Source organism: Virgibacillus sp. FSP13 (genome assembly GCF_054048505.1).
In genome coordinates, this window is the sequence record NZ_JBSVKG010000008.1 from 136,416 (window position 1) to 154,741 (window position 18,326).

The window sequence follows — 18,326 nt, forward strand, 5'->3', positions numbered from 1 at the left end:
AAAGGGATTATAGTGTGGACTAAGTGGTAATCCAGTCTAGCTTTTGGTGACAAGGCTAAGATGGCTTTAATGGGGAACCGCCTCTATGGCAACACAGGGTAGCTATCTGGGAAAACCTACTGGACCTAAGCCACAGTTTTTACCTTTTATACGACCATTCCGTGCTTACATACTTCAAAGGCGTTTGTGGACTGCACCCTATGAAATGGGGCTACTAAGAGAACTATTTTAAGCGATATAAGTTACTATATAAAAGATTAGAAAATTGAGGTAGAGAATGAAATCACATATAAAAAGCTCCATTAAATTTAGTTTAACCATCGCCGTTATCACGTTTGTGTTAGCGGCTATTTTTGCAGTTATCTCACAATCCGTCTTAAGTGACGTGATGTGGGTCATTGGCTTAGTTATTGTCTTACTCATCGTCTTAATCGGTGTAGTTTTCGATATGCTTGGCATAGCTTCAACGTCAGCAGATGAAAAACCATTTCATGCGATGGCAGCGGAAAAGGTAAACGGTGCAAAAGAATCAGTTGCGATTATTCGCAATGCAGATAAATTTGCTAGTTTCTGTAATGATGTGATTGGTGATATTTCCGGAATTGTTAGTGGTACGGCATCAGCAATTGTTGTACTCCAAATTGCCAAATTAACCGGTAATAGTGAAGGATCACCAACACAAATTACGTTGCAGGTATTATTAACAAGTCTTGTCGCTGCTTTGACAGTTGGGGGGAAAGCACTTGGTAAATACTTTGCAATTAACGCTTCAACGAATATTGTGTTTTTTGCGGGAAAAGCAATTTCAATTGTGGAAAACAAGTTGAAAATTCGTGTTTTACCGAAAACAAATAAAACAAAAATGTCAAAATAAAGGACTATATTATATGGCTAAAGTTAGGTTAGATGTTTTATTGGTAGAAAGAAAATTAATCGAAACAAGAGAAAAGGCTAAACGTGTCATCATGGCTGGTTTAGTATTTTCTGAGCAACAACGTCTTGATAAGCCTGGGATGAAGGTGGACGAGATAATTCCATTGACTGTAAAAGGAAAATTGATCCCCTATGTTGGCCGGGGTGGTTTAAAATTGGAAAAAGCACTGAAACATTTTTCTCTTTCGGTGAAGAATAAAATAATGGTCGATGTAGGATCTTCTACAGGGGGTTTTACTGATTGTGCATTACAAAATGGTGCAACATTAAGTTATGCCATTGATGTTGGATATAATCAATTGGCTTGGAAACTGAGAAGTGATGAACGAGTCATTGTGATGGAAAGGACGAATTTCCGTTACGTCACACCTGACATGTTGCATAATGGAACACCTAATTTTGCTACAATTGATGTATCATTTATTTCCTTAAAACTAATTTTGCCAGTTTTAAACCAGTTATTAGCGGAAAATAGTGATGTTATTGCATTGATTAAACCACAGTTTGAGGCGGGCCGTGACCAAGTTGGGAAAAAAGGAATTGTCCGTGATAAAAAAGTACATCTTGCTGTGCTATCACGTATTATTTCGTATGCCGTATCTGAAGGGTATCAATTATTTGATGTGACCTATTCCCCAATTACGGGTGGCGATGGGAATATAGAATTTCTAGCACATTTTGGCTGGCAACATGAAAAAGCAGGAATTACTGTAACAGATGTCGAATTAGGTCAAGTAGTAGATGAAGCACATCGCAATTTTACTGAGGTAAATAAACCGTAGGACTGCAATATGTGTAGTCCTTTTCTATTTTTAAAGAGTTTAACTTTTATTTTTTATGGGGGAATAGTATGAGTAAGATTCAACGTCACATAAAAATACGTGAATTAATTACGGAAAATGAGATGGAGACGCAAGATGAACTAGTCGATGAGTTAAAAAGTTTGGGATTCAATGTGACGCAAGCAACCGTTTCTCGTGACATCAAGGAACTTCATCTTGTGAAGGTTCCAACAGGTACAGGTGCGTATAAATATAGCCTTCCAGCTGATCAACGATTCAATCCCTTAGACAAATTAAAGCGCTTAATTATGGATGCTTTTGTTAAAATTGATCATGCAAGTCATTTTATTATCCTAAAAACACTTCCAGGGAATGCACATGCCGTTGGTGTTTTGATTGATAATCTGGACTGGGAAGAAATAATGGGCACGATATGTGGTGATGATACATGCCTAATTATATGTCGGACAGAATCAGAATCGGAGGCCATTAAAAATCGGTTTTTAAGTATGTTATAACATAAAAAAGTGGGGTGAAATACGTGCTTACCGAATTATCCATTCATGATTTTGCTATTATAGATAAATTATCGATAACCTTTAATGACGGTCTCACGGTATTGACAGGAGAAACAGGTGCAGGAAAATCCATTATCATTGATGCAATTCAATTGCTGGCTGGTGGACGTGGTTCTGTTGAATTTGTTCGACATGGTACAAAGAAAGCAGGAATTGAAGGGCTTTTTAGTATTGACTATAAACATCATCCAATTTATAAAGTTGGTCAAGAATATGGAATTGATATTCAAGATGAAATGGTAGTCTTACATCGTACCATTACAGCAAATGGGAAAAGTATTTGCCGAGTAAATGGAAAATTGGTCACGTTAGCGATTCTAAAAGAGTTTGGTAAAACACTTATTGATGTTCATAGTCAACACGAGACACAGGCTTTGATGGACCCGATAAATCATATTGACCTGCTTGATTTATACGATCAGAAGGCAATTATAAAATCCAAGGACGAATACTCACGTCTGTTTGACAAACTTCAGACACTAAAAAAACGTTATCAAAAATTAAGTGAAAATGAACAAGAAATTGCGCATCGCCAGGATTTATTACAATTTCAAATGAATGAACTCGAACAAGCTGCACTTACACCGAACGAAGATGAGGAACTGGAAAAAGAACGGGATAAATTGGCGAACTTTGAACGCATTTATAAAGGTGTTCAGGACGCATACAATGCATTATATGGCGAACAAAAAGGAATTGAATGGTTAAGCATAGCAAGTCAGGCATTACAGGACAACCGTTCATATGATAACTTTATTGCTGAAAAAGCAGAAGAACTGTCTAATCATTATTACATCATTGAAGAATTGACATTTGAATTGCGGAATTATAGTGAAACATTACAATATGATCCCCAGCGGTTAAATGAAATTGAAGCGAGACTAAATGAAATTAATCGATTAAAGAAAAAATATGGGACAACCGTTAACGATATCATTGATTATATGGGGAGAATTGGAGAAGAATTGGAACAATTAATGAATAAAGATTCCCATTTATCAAAATTAGCTGAGCAGATAAAAGAAACAGAACAAGACACTTATTTAGAGGCCAAGCAATTACATGATATTCGTGAAAAAGCTGCTAAATCATTAACAAAGGCCATTCATCATGAATTAAAGGGGCTATATTTAGAAAAAGCGACATTTTTCATCAAGTTTGAAACAAAAAAAGAAAACGATCAAACCACGAAAGAGTCTGTCATTAAATTACATAAAAATGGGTTTGATTATGTTTATTTTCTTATTTCCACAAATCCCGGAGAACCTTTAAAAGAATTGAATAAAGTAGCATCTGGTGGAGAATTATCGAGAATCATGCTTGCCCTTAAGAAAATTTTTGCGAAGCACCAAGGTGTGACAAGTGTGATTTTTGATGAAGTTGATACAGGTGTAAGTGGCAGGGTTGCACAAGCGATAGGAGAGAAGATTTACCATATATCTACAGAATCACAGGTTTTATGTATTACCCATTTACCGCAAGTTGCGGCTATGGCAGATACACACAAATTAATCGAAAAACAAGAAAAGAGTAACCGAACGTCAACAACCATTTCTGAATTGGACAGTAAGCAAACCATTGAGGAATTAAGTCGAATGATTACTGGAACGAAATTAACTGATACCGCAAAAGAACATGCAAAAGAAATGCTCACATTAGCTGCAATCTACAAAGAAAATAAAACGGATAATTTTTTTGAAAAAGCCAGAAAATAGAGTATCTGGCTTTTTATTTAAAGCTAGGAAAGTATAAAAATTTAGGCGTAATTAAGTTCATGGCAAGGGTTTTCGATGGGACGAGTAATCGCAGTCCCAGAGTAGGCCATGTCCAGCTCCAGCGCCCAGCGACTAGTGGACTTCCCTCCCCCTTCGTATGATAAGTGTCGCTTACGGCTTACCGTGTTTCCTTTATCTCCTACGGGTCGGGTCCAGTCCATACGTTTCTAAAGGGGCGCTTGCACTTTATGTATATTTTTCCTTACAAGCAGCGTGTATATACGTAAACGCTTTTATTTTTAAAAGGAAATGATACACATATTTTCTTATCTTTCACTAGTTTAAAACGAAGCGCGTTCGGTCAAATTAGAAGTACAGATATAAAAATGGTATGGGTTTGGAACGAGGAGAGTGAATTGATTGAAAAACACAAACAAAATTCGCATATTGGTTGGTGTGCTGCTGTTTTTAACAGTGCTTGCAGTTCCGTTTTTTACACCTGTTAAGCAATACCTTTCCATTCCCAATGATATTGTAACCTTTGATAATCAATCTCTTATAGAAGTTCCAGCCTTAGGAGATAATGTTGAAATTGATTCAACTAATGAAACTGTGCAAGCGATAGACTCTACTGAATTTTATGCCAAAGAGCCTGGGAATAGCCAGTTAGTATATGACGTAGCGGGTCTTCCCATTAAAAAAGTCGATGTCTCGGTTCTGGATGACATTAAAGTAGTACCAGGTGGACAGTCGATAGGGGTACAGCTTCACACTTTAGGTGTCCTCGTTGTTGGCCATCATCTTGTTAAAGGTGAAGATGGTTCCAAGTCTCCAGGTGAGAAAGCAGATATAAAAGTTGGCGATGTGATCCTGAAAATTAATGGAAAGCCAATTAAAGAAATGGCTGATGTAAAACCATATGTTGAAAAAGCCGGTGAAAGTCATGATCCATTGAATGTCACGATTAAAAGAGGGAAAGAAACGATCGAAACGACGCTTAACCCGGTAAAAGATGAAAAATCGAATGAATACAGAATTGGCTTATATATAAGGGATTCAGCAGCCGGGATAGGAACAATGACGTTTTATGAACCTAAATCAAAAAAATATGGTGCATTAGGACATGTAATATCGGATATGGATACGCAAAAACCAGTAGAAATTCATAATGGATCGATTGTTGGTTCTAATGTAACTTCGATTGAGAAAGGTAATAATGGTACTCCGGGTGAAAAACAAGCTGAGTTTTCTGTTAAGGATGACAAGTTAGGTACAATCACGAAGAATAGCCCGTTCGGTATTTTTGGGAAATTAAATGAACCGATTACAAATGATGAATATGATAAACCAATGCCAATTGCTTTATCCCATCAGGTGAAAGAAGGACCAGCCAAAATTTTGACAGTAATTGATGGTGAGGAAGTGGAGGAATTTGACGTTGAAATCGTGAGTAGTGTTCCACAAAAGTACCCAGCGACAAAAGGGATGATTGTCCAAATTACCGATAAAGAATTGTTAGAAAAGACCGGTGGAATTGTCCAGGGTATGAGTGGCAGTCCGATTATTCAAGATGGAAAAGTAATTGGAGCAGTAACACATGTGTTTGTTAATGATCCAACATCCGGTTATGGAGTCCATATTGAATGGATGTTACAAGAGGCCGGAATTAATATTTATGAATCAGAAGAAGAAAAGGCAAGTTAGTCGTCAAAATATCTGCCCGAAAGTGTAGAAAATACACTTTTGGGCAGTTTATTTGTTTCAGAAAATATTTTTCGACAAACAAACAAAATCAATGTCGGTTTTTATCAAAAAACGAAGTAAAATAAAGCTTAAACGAGTTTTTGCAAAAAAAATTAAAGTTTTTTTTATAAAAAAAGGATATTTACTACTTATGTCGAATACATTACGTGGAAGCTCGAATGATTAAAGGAGGAACGGTTTAGTGGAAAAAATATCAGTTTGTTTAGTTGACGACAACAGAGAACTTATTCAATTAATGGAAGAGTATTTCGATAACCAGCCGGATATTGAAATAATTGGTACGGCTTTTGATGGTCGGGATTGTTTGGAGTTATTGGAGGACATCGAACCAGATGTTTTGATATTAGACATCATAATGCCACATGTTGATGGGCTTGCGGTACTTAATTCACTAAAAGGTATGGAAAGAGGTAAAGATCCACATGTGATTATGCTGACAGCTTTCGGTCAAGAAGAGGTTATGAAGAAAGCTGTGGACTTAGGTGCTTCTTATTTCATCTTAAAACCATTCGACTTAGATAACTTAGCTGAACAAATCCGTCAAGTACAGGGAAATATGATTACACATACGAAAACAAAAAAGGTAAACAAAAAAGAGCGGAAGAAAAAAGATTTGGAGGCAAGCATTACAAACATAATTCACGAGATAGGTGTTCCAGCACATATTAAAGGATATATGTACTTACGCGAGGCAATTACAATGGTTTATAATGATATTGAGTTGTTAGGATCGATTACTAAAGTATTGTATCCAGATATTGCTAAAAAATATAATACAACAGCCTCTCGGGTGGAGCGAGCAATTCGTCATGCCATTGAAGTGGCCTGGAGCCGTGGTAATATTGATTCCATTTCGGCCTTGTTCGGCTACACGGTGAGTATTTCCAAAGCAAAGCCTACGAACAGTGAGTTTATTGCAATGGTTGCTGACCGTCTACGGTTGGAACATAAGGCTAGTTAATAGGAATAAAAAAAGGTCAGCCCCTCATTAAGGAGTCTGACCTTTTTTTAAATCAACACTTTTGATTTTTCTTCTTGAAAAAATGCTGTATACAACGATTGAACGGCACGGGTTAAGTCCTCTTCTTGAATTCCAAACATCATGGAAACTTCTGATGACCCTTGGTTGATCATGACCATATTAACACTCGCATCGGTAATGGCCTTTGTAGCTTTTTGGGCTACCCCGATTGTACTTATCATTCCTTCACCAACAACCATAACCATAGCCAAATTACGGTGTATTTTAATGGTGTCTACATGTAATTCGTCTTGCAAACGTTTTATAATAATTTTTTCTTTTTCTTTTGTTAATTCGCTTTGCCGGATAACGACTGACATATCGTCAATGCCAGAAGGTGCATGCTCAAACGAAATATGTTCATCCTCAAATAGCTGCAATAATTTTCTCCCGAATCCTAATTCACGGTTCATAAGGTATTTGCTGACGTATAAGCTGCAGAATCCAGCATCACCTGCTATACCAACAACACATTGTTCATTTGGTTTTTTTTCTGCAACGACCATTGTCCCGGGTGCGTCAGGATTGTTTGTGTTTTTTATGCATACGGGTATTTTTTCTTTAAAAGCAGGAATCAATGCTTCATCATGAAAAACAGAAAATCCGGCATAAGATAATTCCCGCATTTCTTTATAAGTGATTGTTGAAATTTGTTTTGGTTGGTGGACAATTGCTGGATTAACTGCATAAACAGAGTCAACATCTGTGAAATTCTCATATAAGGATGCTTTCACACCAGCGGCTACAATGGAACCTGTAATGTCGGATCCACCTCTTGAAAAGGTTACTAATTTGTCATTTTCCGTATAACCGAAAAATCCCGGGATGACAAAAATTCCATCACTTTCTCGCAATGTATAAAGTTTCGAAAAACTCTCTGGCAATACTTGTGCATTTCCAGGTTCATCACTTACCAAAATTCCAGCTTCTTTTGGATCAAGATAAGTAGCTTCAAGGCCCAATGATGCTAAATAATTACTTAACGCTTTTGCTGAAAAAACTTCCCCTAATGATTTAATCGTGTCCATTTTAAGGGTAGTTGGCACATTGCTTTCCAGTGTCTTGTGGATCGTTTGTTCCATTTCTTTTACAATTGTTGTTGAAAGTCTCAGTTTGTTAACCATTTCTGAAAAGCGTTTTATGATAATTGAAATCGGTTCATCATAGGGTTGGTCTTTTTCATAGTGGTTCATTATTTCAATTAACATGTCGGTAATTTTAAAATCATCTTTATTGCGCTTTCCTGGAGCAGATACCACGATGAATTTTCGGTCCGGATCATTACGGATGACCGTTGCTACTTTTTCAATCTGTTCAGCACTAGCGACTGAACTTCCACCGAACTTTGCTACTTTCATAAACATCTCCCCATTGTTTTAAAGTTTTCTAATAATGTTACAAATAGTATCATACTACAGCTGATTTGTGAACAAAGGGAGGCAGATTTTTTGCAAAGCTAAGAAATGTGAGAACATCTGTTAGTGGTGGATCTGGCTTGGCGAAATAAAAAAGGATGCCAGAATTTATATTTCAGCATCCTTTGCGTTTATTTTTCTTTGATGCTTGGCGCTTTCGATCGCGGTGAACAATAAATCCACCAATAAAAGCTAATCCACCAACAAAAAAGACTAAGCCAATAAAAAATTGCAAGCCTGTGTGAAGAAAAATAAAATTAAGTTCATTAAATAGTGAATCCCGCATGAGTTTTATGCCATATGCTGCGATTAGTCCGGGAATGACTAAAATCATGACGGCAATAATACGAATCATACCTGTTCCCCTTTATTAATAATCATAACTTTAGTATATCAAATGCATCGTAAAATAGGAATAATAATAGGATTTGCTAAAACGTGCAGAATATAATATGATAAATACATGCAAAAAATTGCAAGGTGGGGTATAATGAAACGGGTGCTCATAGTTGGCGCGGGTAAGGGTGCTAGTGCATTATTAAAACTTTTATCTGCTACACAACGGATGGAAATGGTTGCTGTCATTGATAAAAACAAAGAAGCAAGCGGATTAACTCTTGCTGAACAGTACCAAATTCCTACCGGTCAAAATTGGAGAGAGTGGATCCATCAGAATATCGATATTGTCATAGAAGCAACTGGAAATGAGCAGGTGCTTGATGAATTATTGACAGCAAGTAGCGGAAAAACAGTTGTTATTCCTGGTACAATCGCGTACATAATAGCAGAATTAATGGAAGAAAAAGAAACCTTGCTAAACCAAATAAAATTGCAAATGCGAAACCAGGAATTAATTCTAGATAATATTCGTGATGGTATGATTGTGGTGGATAACCAAGGCATTGTTCGATTCGTTAATAATAGTACCGAGCGCATTATGGATGTTTCCAAAGGTAGTTTTGAAGGACAGTTAATTACTGATGTGATCGCACAGAGTAGATTGCCACAGGTGCTCAGCAACCGCCGGAAAGAAGTGAATCAGCGGTTAATGTTGGAAAACGGTAAGCGTGTAATTACAACGAGAATACCAATGATAAATGCGGAAAATGAATTGATTGGGGCTTTTGCTGTTTTTAAAGACATTACCGAAGTGCTGGATTTGGCAGAGAAAAATACGGACCTAATGGAAATAAAAACAATGCTTGAAGCAATCATTCAATCATCCGATGAGGCAATTAGTGTCGTTGATGAGGATGGAAAAGGGATTATGATTAATCCAGCTTATTCACGCATAACTGGACTAAAAGAAGCTGAAGTAGTTGGTAAACCAGCCACAGTGGATATTTCCGAGGGCGAAAGCATGCATATGAAAGTATTGAAAACACGTCGCCCTGTCCGAGGCGTACGGATGAAAGTTGGCCCTGCAAAACGAGATGTTTTAGTTAATGTCGCGCCGGTTATCGTAGAAGGCAAAATAAAGGGGAGTGTCGGTGTTCTGCACGATGTTTCCGAAATCAAAACACTAACAAGTGAACTAAAGCGGGCTAGGCAGATTATTCGTAATTTGGAAGCGAAATATACGTTTGATGATATCATTGGTACATCCTCGGAAATGAAATTAGCGTTGGAACAAGCGAAAGTAGGTGCGAGAACGCCTGCAACCGTGCTATTAAGAGGCGAATCTGGGACGGGCAAGGAATTATTTGCCCACGCGATTCATAATGAGAGTGACAGGAAGCATAATAAATTTATCCGTGTTAATTGTGCGGCTATAGCAGAATCCATTCTTGAAAGTGAACTGTTTGGGTATGAAGAAGGCGCGTTTTCAGGTGCTAAACGTGGTGGAAAAAGAGGGATATTTGAAGAAGCTAATATGGGTAGTATTTTCCTCGATGAAATTGGTGAACTTTCTCTGAATATGCAAGCCAAATTGCTTCGGGTACTGCAGGAAAATGAAATTGTGCGTGTTGGTGGCACAGACCCGATCACCATTAACGTGCGGATCATTACCGCGACAAATAGCAACCTGGAAAAGGCAATCATGAAAAAATCCTTTCGGGAAGACCTTTATTATCGGTTGAATCGATTACCGATTTACATTCCGTCTTTGCGTGAAAGAATCACGGATTTGCCACCTTTAATAGATCGTATTATTGATAAAACAAATCAGGATTATGGTAGAAATGTCCGAACGATTTCTGAGGCAGCACTAAAAAAGTTAGCAACCTATCATTGGCCTGGAAATGTTCGGGAATTGGAGAATGTAATTGGACGAGCAATGATTTATATGGATATGAATGAAGAAGTCATCCAAATAGAGCATATACCAAGGCTGACAACAACCCAAGCAAACCAAGATAATCATGCTACAGGTAACCAAGCAGGGCTAACATTGCAGCAAGCATTGGAGCAGTATGAAAAAGAAGTTATCGCTGATGCTTATAAACGAAATAACTACAACAAAACAAAAACAGCGAAAGAGCTCCAGGTATCCATTCGCAATCTTTATTACAAGATGGATAAATATCAGATTGAAAAAAATAGCACGCAAGATCTTTCATAAGCGCAAAGAATTGCATAGCAATAAACCGCTGAAGTAAAGCGCTTTCAGTAATTATAGACTTGGCACGATTTTTGCATTAAGTAGGGTGGGTGTAATTTAATGGGAGAACGTCTAGTTATTTATACCATAAACAGAACATGTAGAAGGGGCAAACCCTTCGTGACTCCTGCATCAAGAAGACGACAATCTACCCACTCGAATTGATGAAGGGTTAAAACATTTTAGGAGGAAGTATAAATGGAAATATTTACAAACATGGAACAATACGATTATGAGCAATTAGTTTTTTGTCAAGATAAAAATTCAGGCTTAAAAGCAATTATTGCTATTCATGATACGACACTTGGACCTGCATTAGGCGGAACAAGAATGTGGACATATAATTCAGAAGAGGAAGCGATTGAAGATGCTCTTCGTTTGGCAAAAGGGATGACATATAAAAACGCTGCAGCTGGATTGAATCTTGGTGGTGGGAAAACGGTTATTATTGGTGACCCGAAAAAAGATAAAAATCCAGAAATGTTCCGTGCGTTTGGTCGTTATATCCAAAGTTTAAATGGCCGATATATTACTGCAGAGGATGTTGGGACTTCTGTTGAGGATATGGATACGATTCACATGGAAACTGATTTTGTTACTGGTATCTCACCAGAGTTCGGTTCATCTGGAAACCCATCTCCAGTTACGGCTTACGGTGTTTATAAAGGCATGAAAGCAGCAGCCATGGAGGCGTTTGGTTCTGATTCGCTTGAAGGGAAAACGGTTGCCGTACAGGGGGTAGGAAATGTAGCGTTTACTGTCTGTGATTACCTTCATAAAGAGGGAGCAAACTTGATTGTTACTGACATCAATAAGGATGCGGTTAATCGGGCAGTCGAAGCATTTGGTGCCAAAGCAGTAGATCCTGAGGACATTTATGGAGTCGATTGTGACATTTATGCTCCATGCGCGCTTGGTGCAACGGTTAATGATGAAACCATTCCACAATTAAAAGCGAAAGTTATCGCTGGTTCAGCTAACAACCAATTAAAGACATCTGAACATGGTGATATTATTCATGAAAAAGGAATTGTCTATGCACCAGATTATGTAATTAATTCAGGTGGAGTCATTAATGTGGCTGACGAACTTAATGGATACAACCAAGATCGGGCGATGAGAAAAGTAGAAACAATTTACGATAGTTTAATGAAGGTATTCGAAATCTCTAAACGTGATAACATTCCTACGTATGTTGCTGCTGATCGCATGGCAGAAGAACGTATTGCATCGGTAAGTAAATCACGCAGTCAATTTTTGTTAAACGGTCATCATACATTAAGCAGACGGTAATGGAGGTCAACCAATATGCAGCAATCGTTTCGCATATTAGTTTTGAATCCAGGATCGACAACAACTACGATTGGCGTATTTAACAATGAAGTATGTATTTTTGATAGTACAATCCATCACAGTCCGGATGAATTGTCATCATATAGTCGGGTAATGGAACAATATGCATTTCGGAAAAAGATTATTCTCGAAAACTTGGACCATGAAGGGATTAATATTTCGAAATTAAGTGCTGTTTGTGGCAGGGGTGGATTACTTCAACCGATTGAAGGTGGGACATATGCGATAAATACCGCAATGCTTCACGATTTGAAAAATGGCCGTTATGGGGAGCACGCCTCAAACTTGGGCGGTATTATCGCATATGAAATCGCAATCGGTTTAAACATACCGTCCTACATTGTGGATCCTGTTGTAGTTGATGAATTGGCGACTATTGCTCGTTTCTCTGGGTTACCAGAGGTGCCGAGAAAGAGTATTTTTCATGCATTAAACCAGAAAGCAATGGCCAGACGTTGTGCAACTGATTTAGGGAAATCATATGAACAAATGAATCTGATTGTCGGACATCTGGGTGATGGGATTACTGTAGGGGCCCATCGATACGGAAAAGTAATTGATGTAAACAATGGATTGCATGGAGATGGACCATTTTCACCGGAACGTGCTGGCACTATCCCTACCGGTGATTTGGTTTCCTTGTGCTTTTCCGGAAACTATTCTCAAGATGAAATTATGAATATGCTCGTTGGAGATGGCGGTCTAATGGCTTACTTACAGACAGACGATGCAGTTGAGGTGGAAAAACGTATTGATAATGGGGATCTGCGTGCTTTAGTAGTATACGAAGCGATGGCCTATCAAGTTGCAAAAGAAATTGGATCGATGGGTGTTGTTATGGAAGGGGCGGTTGATGCTATTGTGTTAACGGGAAGTCTTGCATATGGAAAAACCTTCGTTGAGAAAATTTCAGAACGAGTCAATTGGATCGCCGATATTTTTGTTTATCCTGGCGAAAATGGATTGCAAGCACTCGCAGAAGGAACGTTACGTGTATTGCGAAAAGAAGAACAAGCAAAAAGTTATCCAAAAATAGAAATAAAGGAGGATGAAGCCTATGGCAAAAGAATATGATCTTGTCATTCTTGGTGGAGGAACAGGTGGGTATGTTGCGGCAATTCGCGCTTCCCAGCTTGGCATGAACGTTGCCGTTGTTGAAAAAGGACAATTAGGTGGAACTTGCCTACACCGTGGATGTATCCCGTCAAAAGCATTACTCCGCAGTGCAGAGGTTTTTAGGCAAACAAAAGAAGCGGCAACTTATGGGATTGAAACAGCCGATATTGCCTTGAATTTTGCGAAAGTGCAAGACAGGAAGAACAATGTCGTACGTACCCTGCATCAAGGTGTACAAGGATTAATGAAAAAAGGAAAAATTGATGTCTATGAAGGGTTTGGCCGAATTTTAGGGCCTAGTATTTTCTCACCAATGCCAGGAACGATCTCGATTGAATACGAAAACGGTGATGAGAATACAATGATTGTCCCAAAAAATGTGTTGATCGCAACAGGATCACAACCAAAATCATTACCAGGACTTGCGATCGATGGAGAGCATGTAATGACTTCTGATGAAGCGTTGCAGATGACTGAATTACCAGACTCAATCATTATTGTTGGTGGTGGTGTAATTGGTATCGAATGGGCTTCCATGCTTGCAGATTTTGGTGTGAATGTGACAGTGATTGAATACTTAGAACAAATTTTACCAACGGAAGATGAGGCAATTGCAAAAGAGGCAGAAAAGCTCCTAAAGAAGAAAGGTATTACATTTGAAAAAGGCGCTAAAGTTTTATCTGATACGTTATCGATTGATAATGGCGTCCACATTGAAGCAGAAATTAACGGGAAAAAGGAAAGTTTCCAAGCAGAAAAAATGCTTGTTTCGGTTGGACGTCAGGCAAACACGACAAATATCGGCTTAGAAAACACAGATATTGTGGTTGAAAAAGGTGTTATCCAAACGAACTCATTTTTCCAGACAAAAGAATCGCACATCTATGCGATTGGGGATGTCATTGGCGGGATGCAGCTAGCACATGTTGCTTCACACGAGGGGATTCTCGCTGTTGAACATATGGCAGATCAAAACCCACAACCACTTGAATATAATAATGTTCCAACGTGTATTTACTCAAATCCAGAGATTGCCAGTGTCGGTTTAACGGAAAAAAAAGCAAATGAACAAGGTTTTGAAATAAAAACGAGTAAATTTCCTTTTAAAGCAATTGGTAAAGCACTTGTACACGGTGAATCAGATGGTTTTGTGAAAATAATTGCTAATAAGAACAATGATGATTTACTAGGCGTGCATATGATTGGCCCGCATGTAACTGATATGATTTCGGAAGCAGGACTTGCGAAAGTTTTGGATGCAACACCATGGGAAATTGCCGACAGTATCCATCCACATCCAACACTATCAGAAGTTATGGGTGAAGCGGCATTGGCCGTAGATGGTAAACAAATTCATGGGTAATGTTAAAGGAGGGACTCATACATGACAACAAATCGTCATGAAGCATTAGGCTTAACGGATGAACAAGTTTTAGACATGTTTAAGACGATGCTATTAGCTAGAAAAATTGATGAAAGAATGTGGCTCTTAAACCGCGCTGGTAAAATTCCATTCGTCATTTCCTGCCAAGGTCAGGAAGCGGCGCAGGTAGGTGCATCATTTGCGTTAAACCGCGAACAGGATTATGTTGCACCATACTATCGTGATCTTGGTGTTGTACTTGCGTTTGGAATGACAACAAAAGATTTAATGCTGTCAGGGTTTGCCAAAAGCGAAGATCCAAACTCAGGTGGACGTCAAATGCCTGGACACTTTGGCCAAAAGAAAAATAGAATTCTAACTGGGTCATCACCAGTAACAACCCAGCTACCACATGCAGTTGGTGTCGCGCTTGGGGCAAAAATGGAGAAAAAAGATGTCGTTTCTCTCGTTACATTAGGAGAGGGCTCATCAAATCAAGGTGACTTCCATGAAGGATTAAACTTTGCAGGCGTCCACAAATTACCGGTTATCACTATGGTTGAGAATAATAAATATGCTATTTCCGTTCCAATCGAGCGCCAATTGGCAAGTGAAAACGTTTCTGATCGGGCAGTAGCATATGGAATGCCTGGTGTAACGGTTGATGGGAATGATCCACTAGCAGTCTATGAAGCAGTGAAAGAGGCCCGAAACCGTGCAGTTAACGGGGAAGGACCAACATTAATTGAAGCTGTTTCGTATCGATTGACGGCACACTCAAGTGATGATGATGATCGTCAATATCGGGAAAGCGAAGAAGTGGAAGAGGCACGGAAAAAAGATTCAATTGTGACGTTTGCGGCCTACCTAAAAGAGGCCGGAATTTTAACGGAAGCTGTTGAAGAAAAAATAAATGGAGAAATTGCCGATCTTGTAAACGAAGCAACAGATTATGCAGAAAATGCTCCGTACGCTGAACCAGAAGATGCATTGAAATTTGTTTATGAAGAGTAAGGAGGGAGATAAATATGCCAGTAATGTCATATATTCAAGCTGTGACAACAGCTTTACGGGAAGAAATGCAACGTGATGAGAAAGTATTTGTACTTGGGGAAGACGTTGGGAAAAAAGGTGGCGTGTTTGGGGCGACCAAGGGATTGTATGATGAATTCGGTGATGCACGCGTACTTGATACACCATTAGCTGAATCAGCAATTGCCGGGGTTGGTATTGGTGCTGCTATGTACGGAATGCGCCCAGTTGCGGAGATGCAGTTTGCTGATTTTATTATGCCTGCTGTCAACCAGATTATATCCGAAGCTTCTCGCATCCGTTATCGTTCTAACAATGATTGGGATTGTCCAATTACAATACGTGCGCCATACGGTGGTGGTGTTCATGGTGCATTGTACCATTCACAATCCGTTGAAGCGGTATTTGCGAATCAACCAGGTTTGAAAATTGTGATGCCATCAACACCATACGATGCAAAAGGTTTATTAAAAGCTTCCATTCGTTCTAATGATCCTGTCCTTTTCTTTGAACATAAACGGGCGTATCGTTTATTGAAAAATGATGTTCCTGAAGATGATTACGTATTACCGATCGGAAAAGCAGATGTGAAGCGAGAAGGATCTGATATCACGATCATTACGTACGGTCTATGTGTTCATTTTGCCCTGCAAGCTGCTGAAAAATTAGCGGAAGAAGGAATTGACGCACATATTCTGGATTTACGTACGATCTATCCGCTTGACAAAGAAGCAATTATGGAAGCTGCAAAGAAAACAGGTAAAGTATTACTTATTACGGAAGACAATAAAGAGGGTAGCATTATTGGTGAAGTTTCTGCGATTATCGCCGAAAACTGCCTGTTTGACCTTGATGCACCAGTGAAACGTCTTGCTGGACCTGATGTACCTGCCATGCCATATGCGCCGACAATGGAAAAATACTTTATGTTAAATCCAGATAAAGTTGAGCAAGCGATGCGTGAGCTTGCTGAATTTTAAAAGCAGAAGGAGGGATTCTTTATGGCTAAAGAAAAAATCAACATGCCACAACTAGGCGAAAGTGTGACAGAAGGAACGATTAGCTCCTGGCTAGTTGGTGTGGGTGATAAGGTAAATAAGTATGACCCAATAGCGGAAGTAATGACGGATAAAGTAAATGCGGAAGTTCCATCATCGTTTACTGGTGTAATTAAGGAACTCGTTGCTCAAGAAGGAGACACTATTGAAGTAGGCGAACTAATGTGTTATATCGAGACAGAAGGTGGAGCAGCAGACGATACAGCCACTAAAACAGAGCAGACAGAGACTGTGGAAGAAACAAAGGCTGACACACCAGCCGATGAGCAACCAATGAAAAAGCGTTATTCTCCGGCCGTCCTACGTTTGGCTCAAGATAACGATATTGATTTAACACAAGTAAATGGGACGGGTAAAGGTGGACGTATCACAAGAAAAGATATGGAAAAAATAATTGCTTCTGGTGAGAAACCAAAAGCAGGAACAGAACAGCCTGCTACAAATAAGGCGGAACAAGCACCTGTTCAACCGAAGTCTGCACCAGTTTCAACACCTAGAACTCAACCAGCACCACAACCACAAGCTGGTGATATTGAAATTCCAGTTACCGGAGTTCGTAAAGTGATCGCGCAGAACATGGTGCGCTCGAAGCAGGAAATTCCACATGCATGGATGACTGTTGAAGTGGATGTAACAGATCTTGTTACATACCGTAATCAAGTGAAAAATGAATTTAAACAAAAAGAAGGATTTGGTCTTACATTCTTTGCCTTCTTTGTCAAAGCTGTTGCACAGGCCCTAAAAGAATATCCACAATTAAACAGTGCATGGGCAGGCGATAAGATTATTCAAAAGAAAGATATCAACTTATCGATTGCAGTGGCGAAAGAGCAAGAATTATTTGTACCAGTTATTAAGCATGCGGATGAAAAAAGTATCAAAGGAATCGCGAAAAGCATTTATGAGCTTGCGGCTAAAGCTAGATCTGGTAAATTAACGTCAGATGATATGCAAGGCGGAACATTTACAGTGAATAACACCGGATCGTTTGGCTCGATTCACTCGATGGGGGTTATTAATCATCCACAGGCAGCCATTTTGCAAATTGAATCAATTGTAAAGCGGCCAATGATTGTTAATGATATGTTTGCTGCTAGAGATATGGTCAATCTATCGCTATCATTGGATCATCGTATCTTGGATGGCCTTGTTTGCGGTCAATTCCTAGCAAGGGTGAAAGAGATTTTAGAGAATATGAACAAAGACACGACGAATGTTTACTAAAGGCTTTTTGTCGTAATGTTTGTAGCCTTTTAAATTTCATAGTTGATATAAAATGCGAAGTAACTGCTGGGCTCTTTTCTATAAGTACACGCATTTCCCGCCGTCCGGGATCGCTCCGGGTGGATGCTTTCCGCGGGCACGGCCTCAGCCTCCTTGCCCCGGCGAGGGGTATGTCGACGTTGTCCGCAAAGGACGGTTTTAGTCGACCTTCCTTTTCCAATCACTTCCTGCGGGGTCTTCGGACACGTGCTGTTCCCGCAGGAGTCACCACCCTTCACTCACCCGGACTAGTGAAGTGGTAGGATACCTATAGAACACTTACCACTACGGCTAATGGTAGTAAATGTAATACCAGCGGAGGAAATACACG

15 protein-coding genes are annotated in these 18,326 nt (G+C 39.2%); 13 read left to right on the forward strand and 2 right to left on the reverse strand.

Annotated elements, in window-relative coordinates:
* Window positions 1–277: 277 nt before the first annotated feature.
* The 6 genes from ACW2QC_RS09650 (at window position 278) to spo0A (ending at window position 6,733) form a co-directional block, all read left to right on the forward strand.
* On the forward strand, window positions 278–874 hold the full coding sequence (locus ACW2QC_RS09650) for a hypothetical protein (protein WP_457543754.1): 597 nt from the start codon (window positions 278–280) through the stop codon (window positions 872–874).
* A gap of 13 nt (window positions 875–887) precedes the next feature.
* A complete protein-coding gene (locus tag ACW2QC_RS09655) occupies window positions 888–1,715 on the forward strand; it encodes a TlyA family RNA methyltransferase (RefSeq protein WP_457543755.1) in 828 nt (275 codons plus the stop codon).
* A 68-nt stretch (window positions 1,716–1,783) separates the two neighbouring features.
* The gene (gene ahrC / locus ACW2QC_RS09660; protein WP_457543756.1) at window positions 1,784–2,233 is read left to right on the forward strand and encodes a transcriptional regulator AhrC/ArgR; all 450 of its coding nucleotides are present in this window, start codon (window positions 1,784–1,786) and stop codon (window positions 2,231–2,233) included.
* A 23-nt stretch (window positions 2,234–2,256) separates the two neighbouring features.
* Window positions 2,257–4,008 (forward strand): DNA repair protein RecN, encoded by a 1,752-nt coding sequence (gene recN / locus ACW2QC_RS09665; protein ID WP_457543757.1) that lies wholly within the window; start codon window positions 2,257–2,259, stop codon window positions 4,006–4,008.
* A gap of 420 nt (window positions 4,009–4,428) precedes the next feature.
* Window positions 4,429–5,712 carry a SpoIVB peptidase gene (gene spoIVB, locus ACW2QC_RS09670; protein ID WP_457543758.1) on the forward strand — a complete coding sequence of 428 codons (1,284 nt, stop codon included), beginning with the start codon at window positions 4,429–4,431 and terminating at the stop codon, window positions 5,710–5,712.
* 241 nt (window positions 5,713–5,953) lie between these two features.
* Window positions 5,954–6,733, forward strand: coding sequence for a sporulation transcription factor Spo0A (gene spo0A, locus ACW2QC_RS09675; protein ID WP_457543759.1), 780 nt, complete (start codon window positions 5,954–5,956; stop codon window positions 6,731–6,733).
* A gap of 47 nt (window positions 6,734–6,780) precedes the next feature.
* On the opposite strand, the gene ACW2QC_RS09680 is transcribed toward spo0A, so the two are convergent.
* Together ACW2QC_RS09680 and ACW2QC_RS09685 are read right to left on the reverse strand one after the other, a co-directional pair.
* On the reverse strand, window positions 6,781–8,151 hold the full coding sequence (locus tag ACW2QC_RS09680; protein WP_457543760.1) for an aspartate kinase: 1,371 nt from the start codon (window positions 8,149–8,151) through the stop codon (window positions 6,781–6,783).
* 172 nt (window positions 8,152–8,323) lie between these two features.
* Window positions 8,324–8,563, reverse strand: a complete 240-nt coding sequence (locus ACW2QC_RS09685; RefSeq protein ID WP_457543761.1) for a DUF2627 domain-containing protein — start codon at window positions 8,561–8,563, stop codon at window positions 8,324–8,326.
* A gap of 135 nt (window positions 8,564–8,698) precedes the next feature.
* On the opposite strand from ACW2QC_RS09685, the gene ACW2QC_RS09690 reads away from it, so the two are divergent.
* The 7 genes from ACW2QC_RS09690 to ACW2QC_RS09720 all read left to right on the forward strand — a co-directional run bounded on the left by ACW2QC_RS09690 (window position 8,699) and on the right by ACW2QC_RS09720 (window position 17,956).
* Entirely contained in the window at window positions 8,699–10,771 is a 2,073-nt protein-coding gene (locus ACW2QC_RS09690; protein WP_457543762.1) for a sigma 54-interacting transcriptional regulator, read from the forward strand.
* Between the two features lie 237 nt (window positions 10,772–11,008).
* The gene (bcd, locus tag ACW2QC_RS09695; RefSeq protein ID WP_457543763.1) at window positions 11,009–12,103 is read left to right on the forward strand and encodes a branched-chain amino acid dehydrogenase; all 1,095 of its coding nucleotides are present in this window, start codon (window positions 11,009–11,011) and stop codon (window positions 12,101–12,103) included.
* 15 nt (window positions 12,104–12,118) lie between these two features.
* Window positions 12,119–13,237 (forward strand): butyrate kinase, encoded by a 1,119-nt coding sequence (gene buk / locus ACW2QC_RS09700; protein WP_457543764.1) that lies wholly within the window; start codon window positions 12,119–12,121, stop codon window positions 13,235–13,237.
* On the forward strand, window positions 13,221–14,642 hold the full coding sequence (gene lpdA, locus ACW2QC_RS09705; RefSeq protein WP_457543765.1) for a dihydrolipoyl dehydrogenase: 1,422 nt from the start codon (window positions 13,221–13,223) through the stop codon (window positions 14,640–14,642). Before buk ends, lpdA begins: the two co-directional genes overlap by 17 nt.
* 21 nt (window positions 14,643–14,663) lie before the next feature.
* Window positions 14,664–15,656, forward strand: a complete 993-nt coding sequence (locus tag ACW2QC_RS09710; RefSeq protein WP_457543766.1) for a thiamine pyrophosphate-dependent dehydrogenase E1 component subunit alpha — start codon at window positions 14,664–14,666, stop codon at window positions 15,654–15,656.
* A 14-nt stretch (window positions 15,657–15,670) separates the two neighbouring features.
* Entirely contained in the window at window positions 15,671–16,654 is a 984-nt protein-coding gene (locus tag ACW2QC_RS09715; RefSeq protein WP_457543767.1) for an alpha-ketoacid dehydrogenase subunit beta, read from the forward strand.
* A 21-nt stretch (window positions 16,655–16,675) separates the two neighbouring features.
* Window positions 16,676–17,956: a dihydrolipoamide acetyltransferase family protein gene (locus ACW2QC_RS09720; RefSeq protein WP_457543768.1), complete on the forward strand. Its 1,281-nt coding sequence runs from the start codon at window positions 16,676–16,678 to the stop codon at window positions 17,954–17,956.
* Window positions 17,957–18,326: the final 370 nt, after the last annotated feature.

Excerpts from the sequence above, each read along its gene's own strand:
- ACW2QC_RS09715 (WP_457543767.1), top strand. The coding sequence starts at position 15,671 with ATGCCAGTAATGTCATATATTCAAGCTGTGACAACAGCTTTACGGGAA.
- bcd (WP_457543763.1), top strand. The coding sequence starts at position 11,009 with ATGGAAATATTTACAAACATGGAACAATACGATTATGAGCAATTAGTT.
- ACW2QC_RS09685 (WP_457543761.1), bottom strand. The coding sequence starts at position 8,563 with ATGATTCGTATTATTGCCGTCATGATTTTAGTCATTCCCGGACTAATC.
- ACW2QC_RS09710 (WP_457543766.1), top strand. The coding sequence starts at position 14,664 with ATGACAACAAATCGTCATGAAGCATTAGGCTTAACGGATGAACAAGTT.
- ahrC (WP_457543756.1), top strand. The coding sequence starts at position 1,784 with ATGAGTAAGATTCAACGTCACATAAAAATACGTGAATTAATTACGGAA.
- lpdA (WP_457543765.1), top strand. The coding sequence starts at position 13,221 with ATGGCAAAAGAATATGATCTTGTCATTCTTGGTGGAGGAACAGGTGGG.
- ACW2QC_RS09690 (WP_457543762.1), top strand. The coding sequence starts at position 8,699 with ATGAAACGGGTGCTCATAGTTGGCGCGGGTAAGGGTGCTAGTGCATTA.
- buk (WP_457543764.1), top strand. The coding sequence starts at position 12,119 with ATGCAGCAATCGTTTCGCATATTAGTTTTGAATCCAGGATCGACAACA.
- ACW2QC_RS09655 (WP_457543755.1), top strand. The coding sequence starts at position 888 with ATGGCTAAAGTTAGGTTAGATGTTTTATTGGTAGAAAGAAAATTAATC.
- ACW2QC_RS09680 (WP_457543760.1), bottom strand. The coding sequence starts at position 8,151 with ATGAAAGTAGCAAAGTTCGGTGGAAGTTCAGTCGCTAGTGCTGAACAG.
- ACW2QC_RS09650 (WP_457543754.1), top strand. The coding sequence starts at position 278 with ATGAAATCACATATAAAAAGCTCCATTAAATTTAGTTTAACCATCGCC.
- ACW2QC_RS09720 (WP_457543768.1), top strand. The coding sequence starts at position 16,676 with ATGGCTAAAGAAAAAATCAACATGCCACAACTAGGCGAAAGTGTGACA.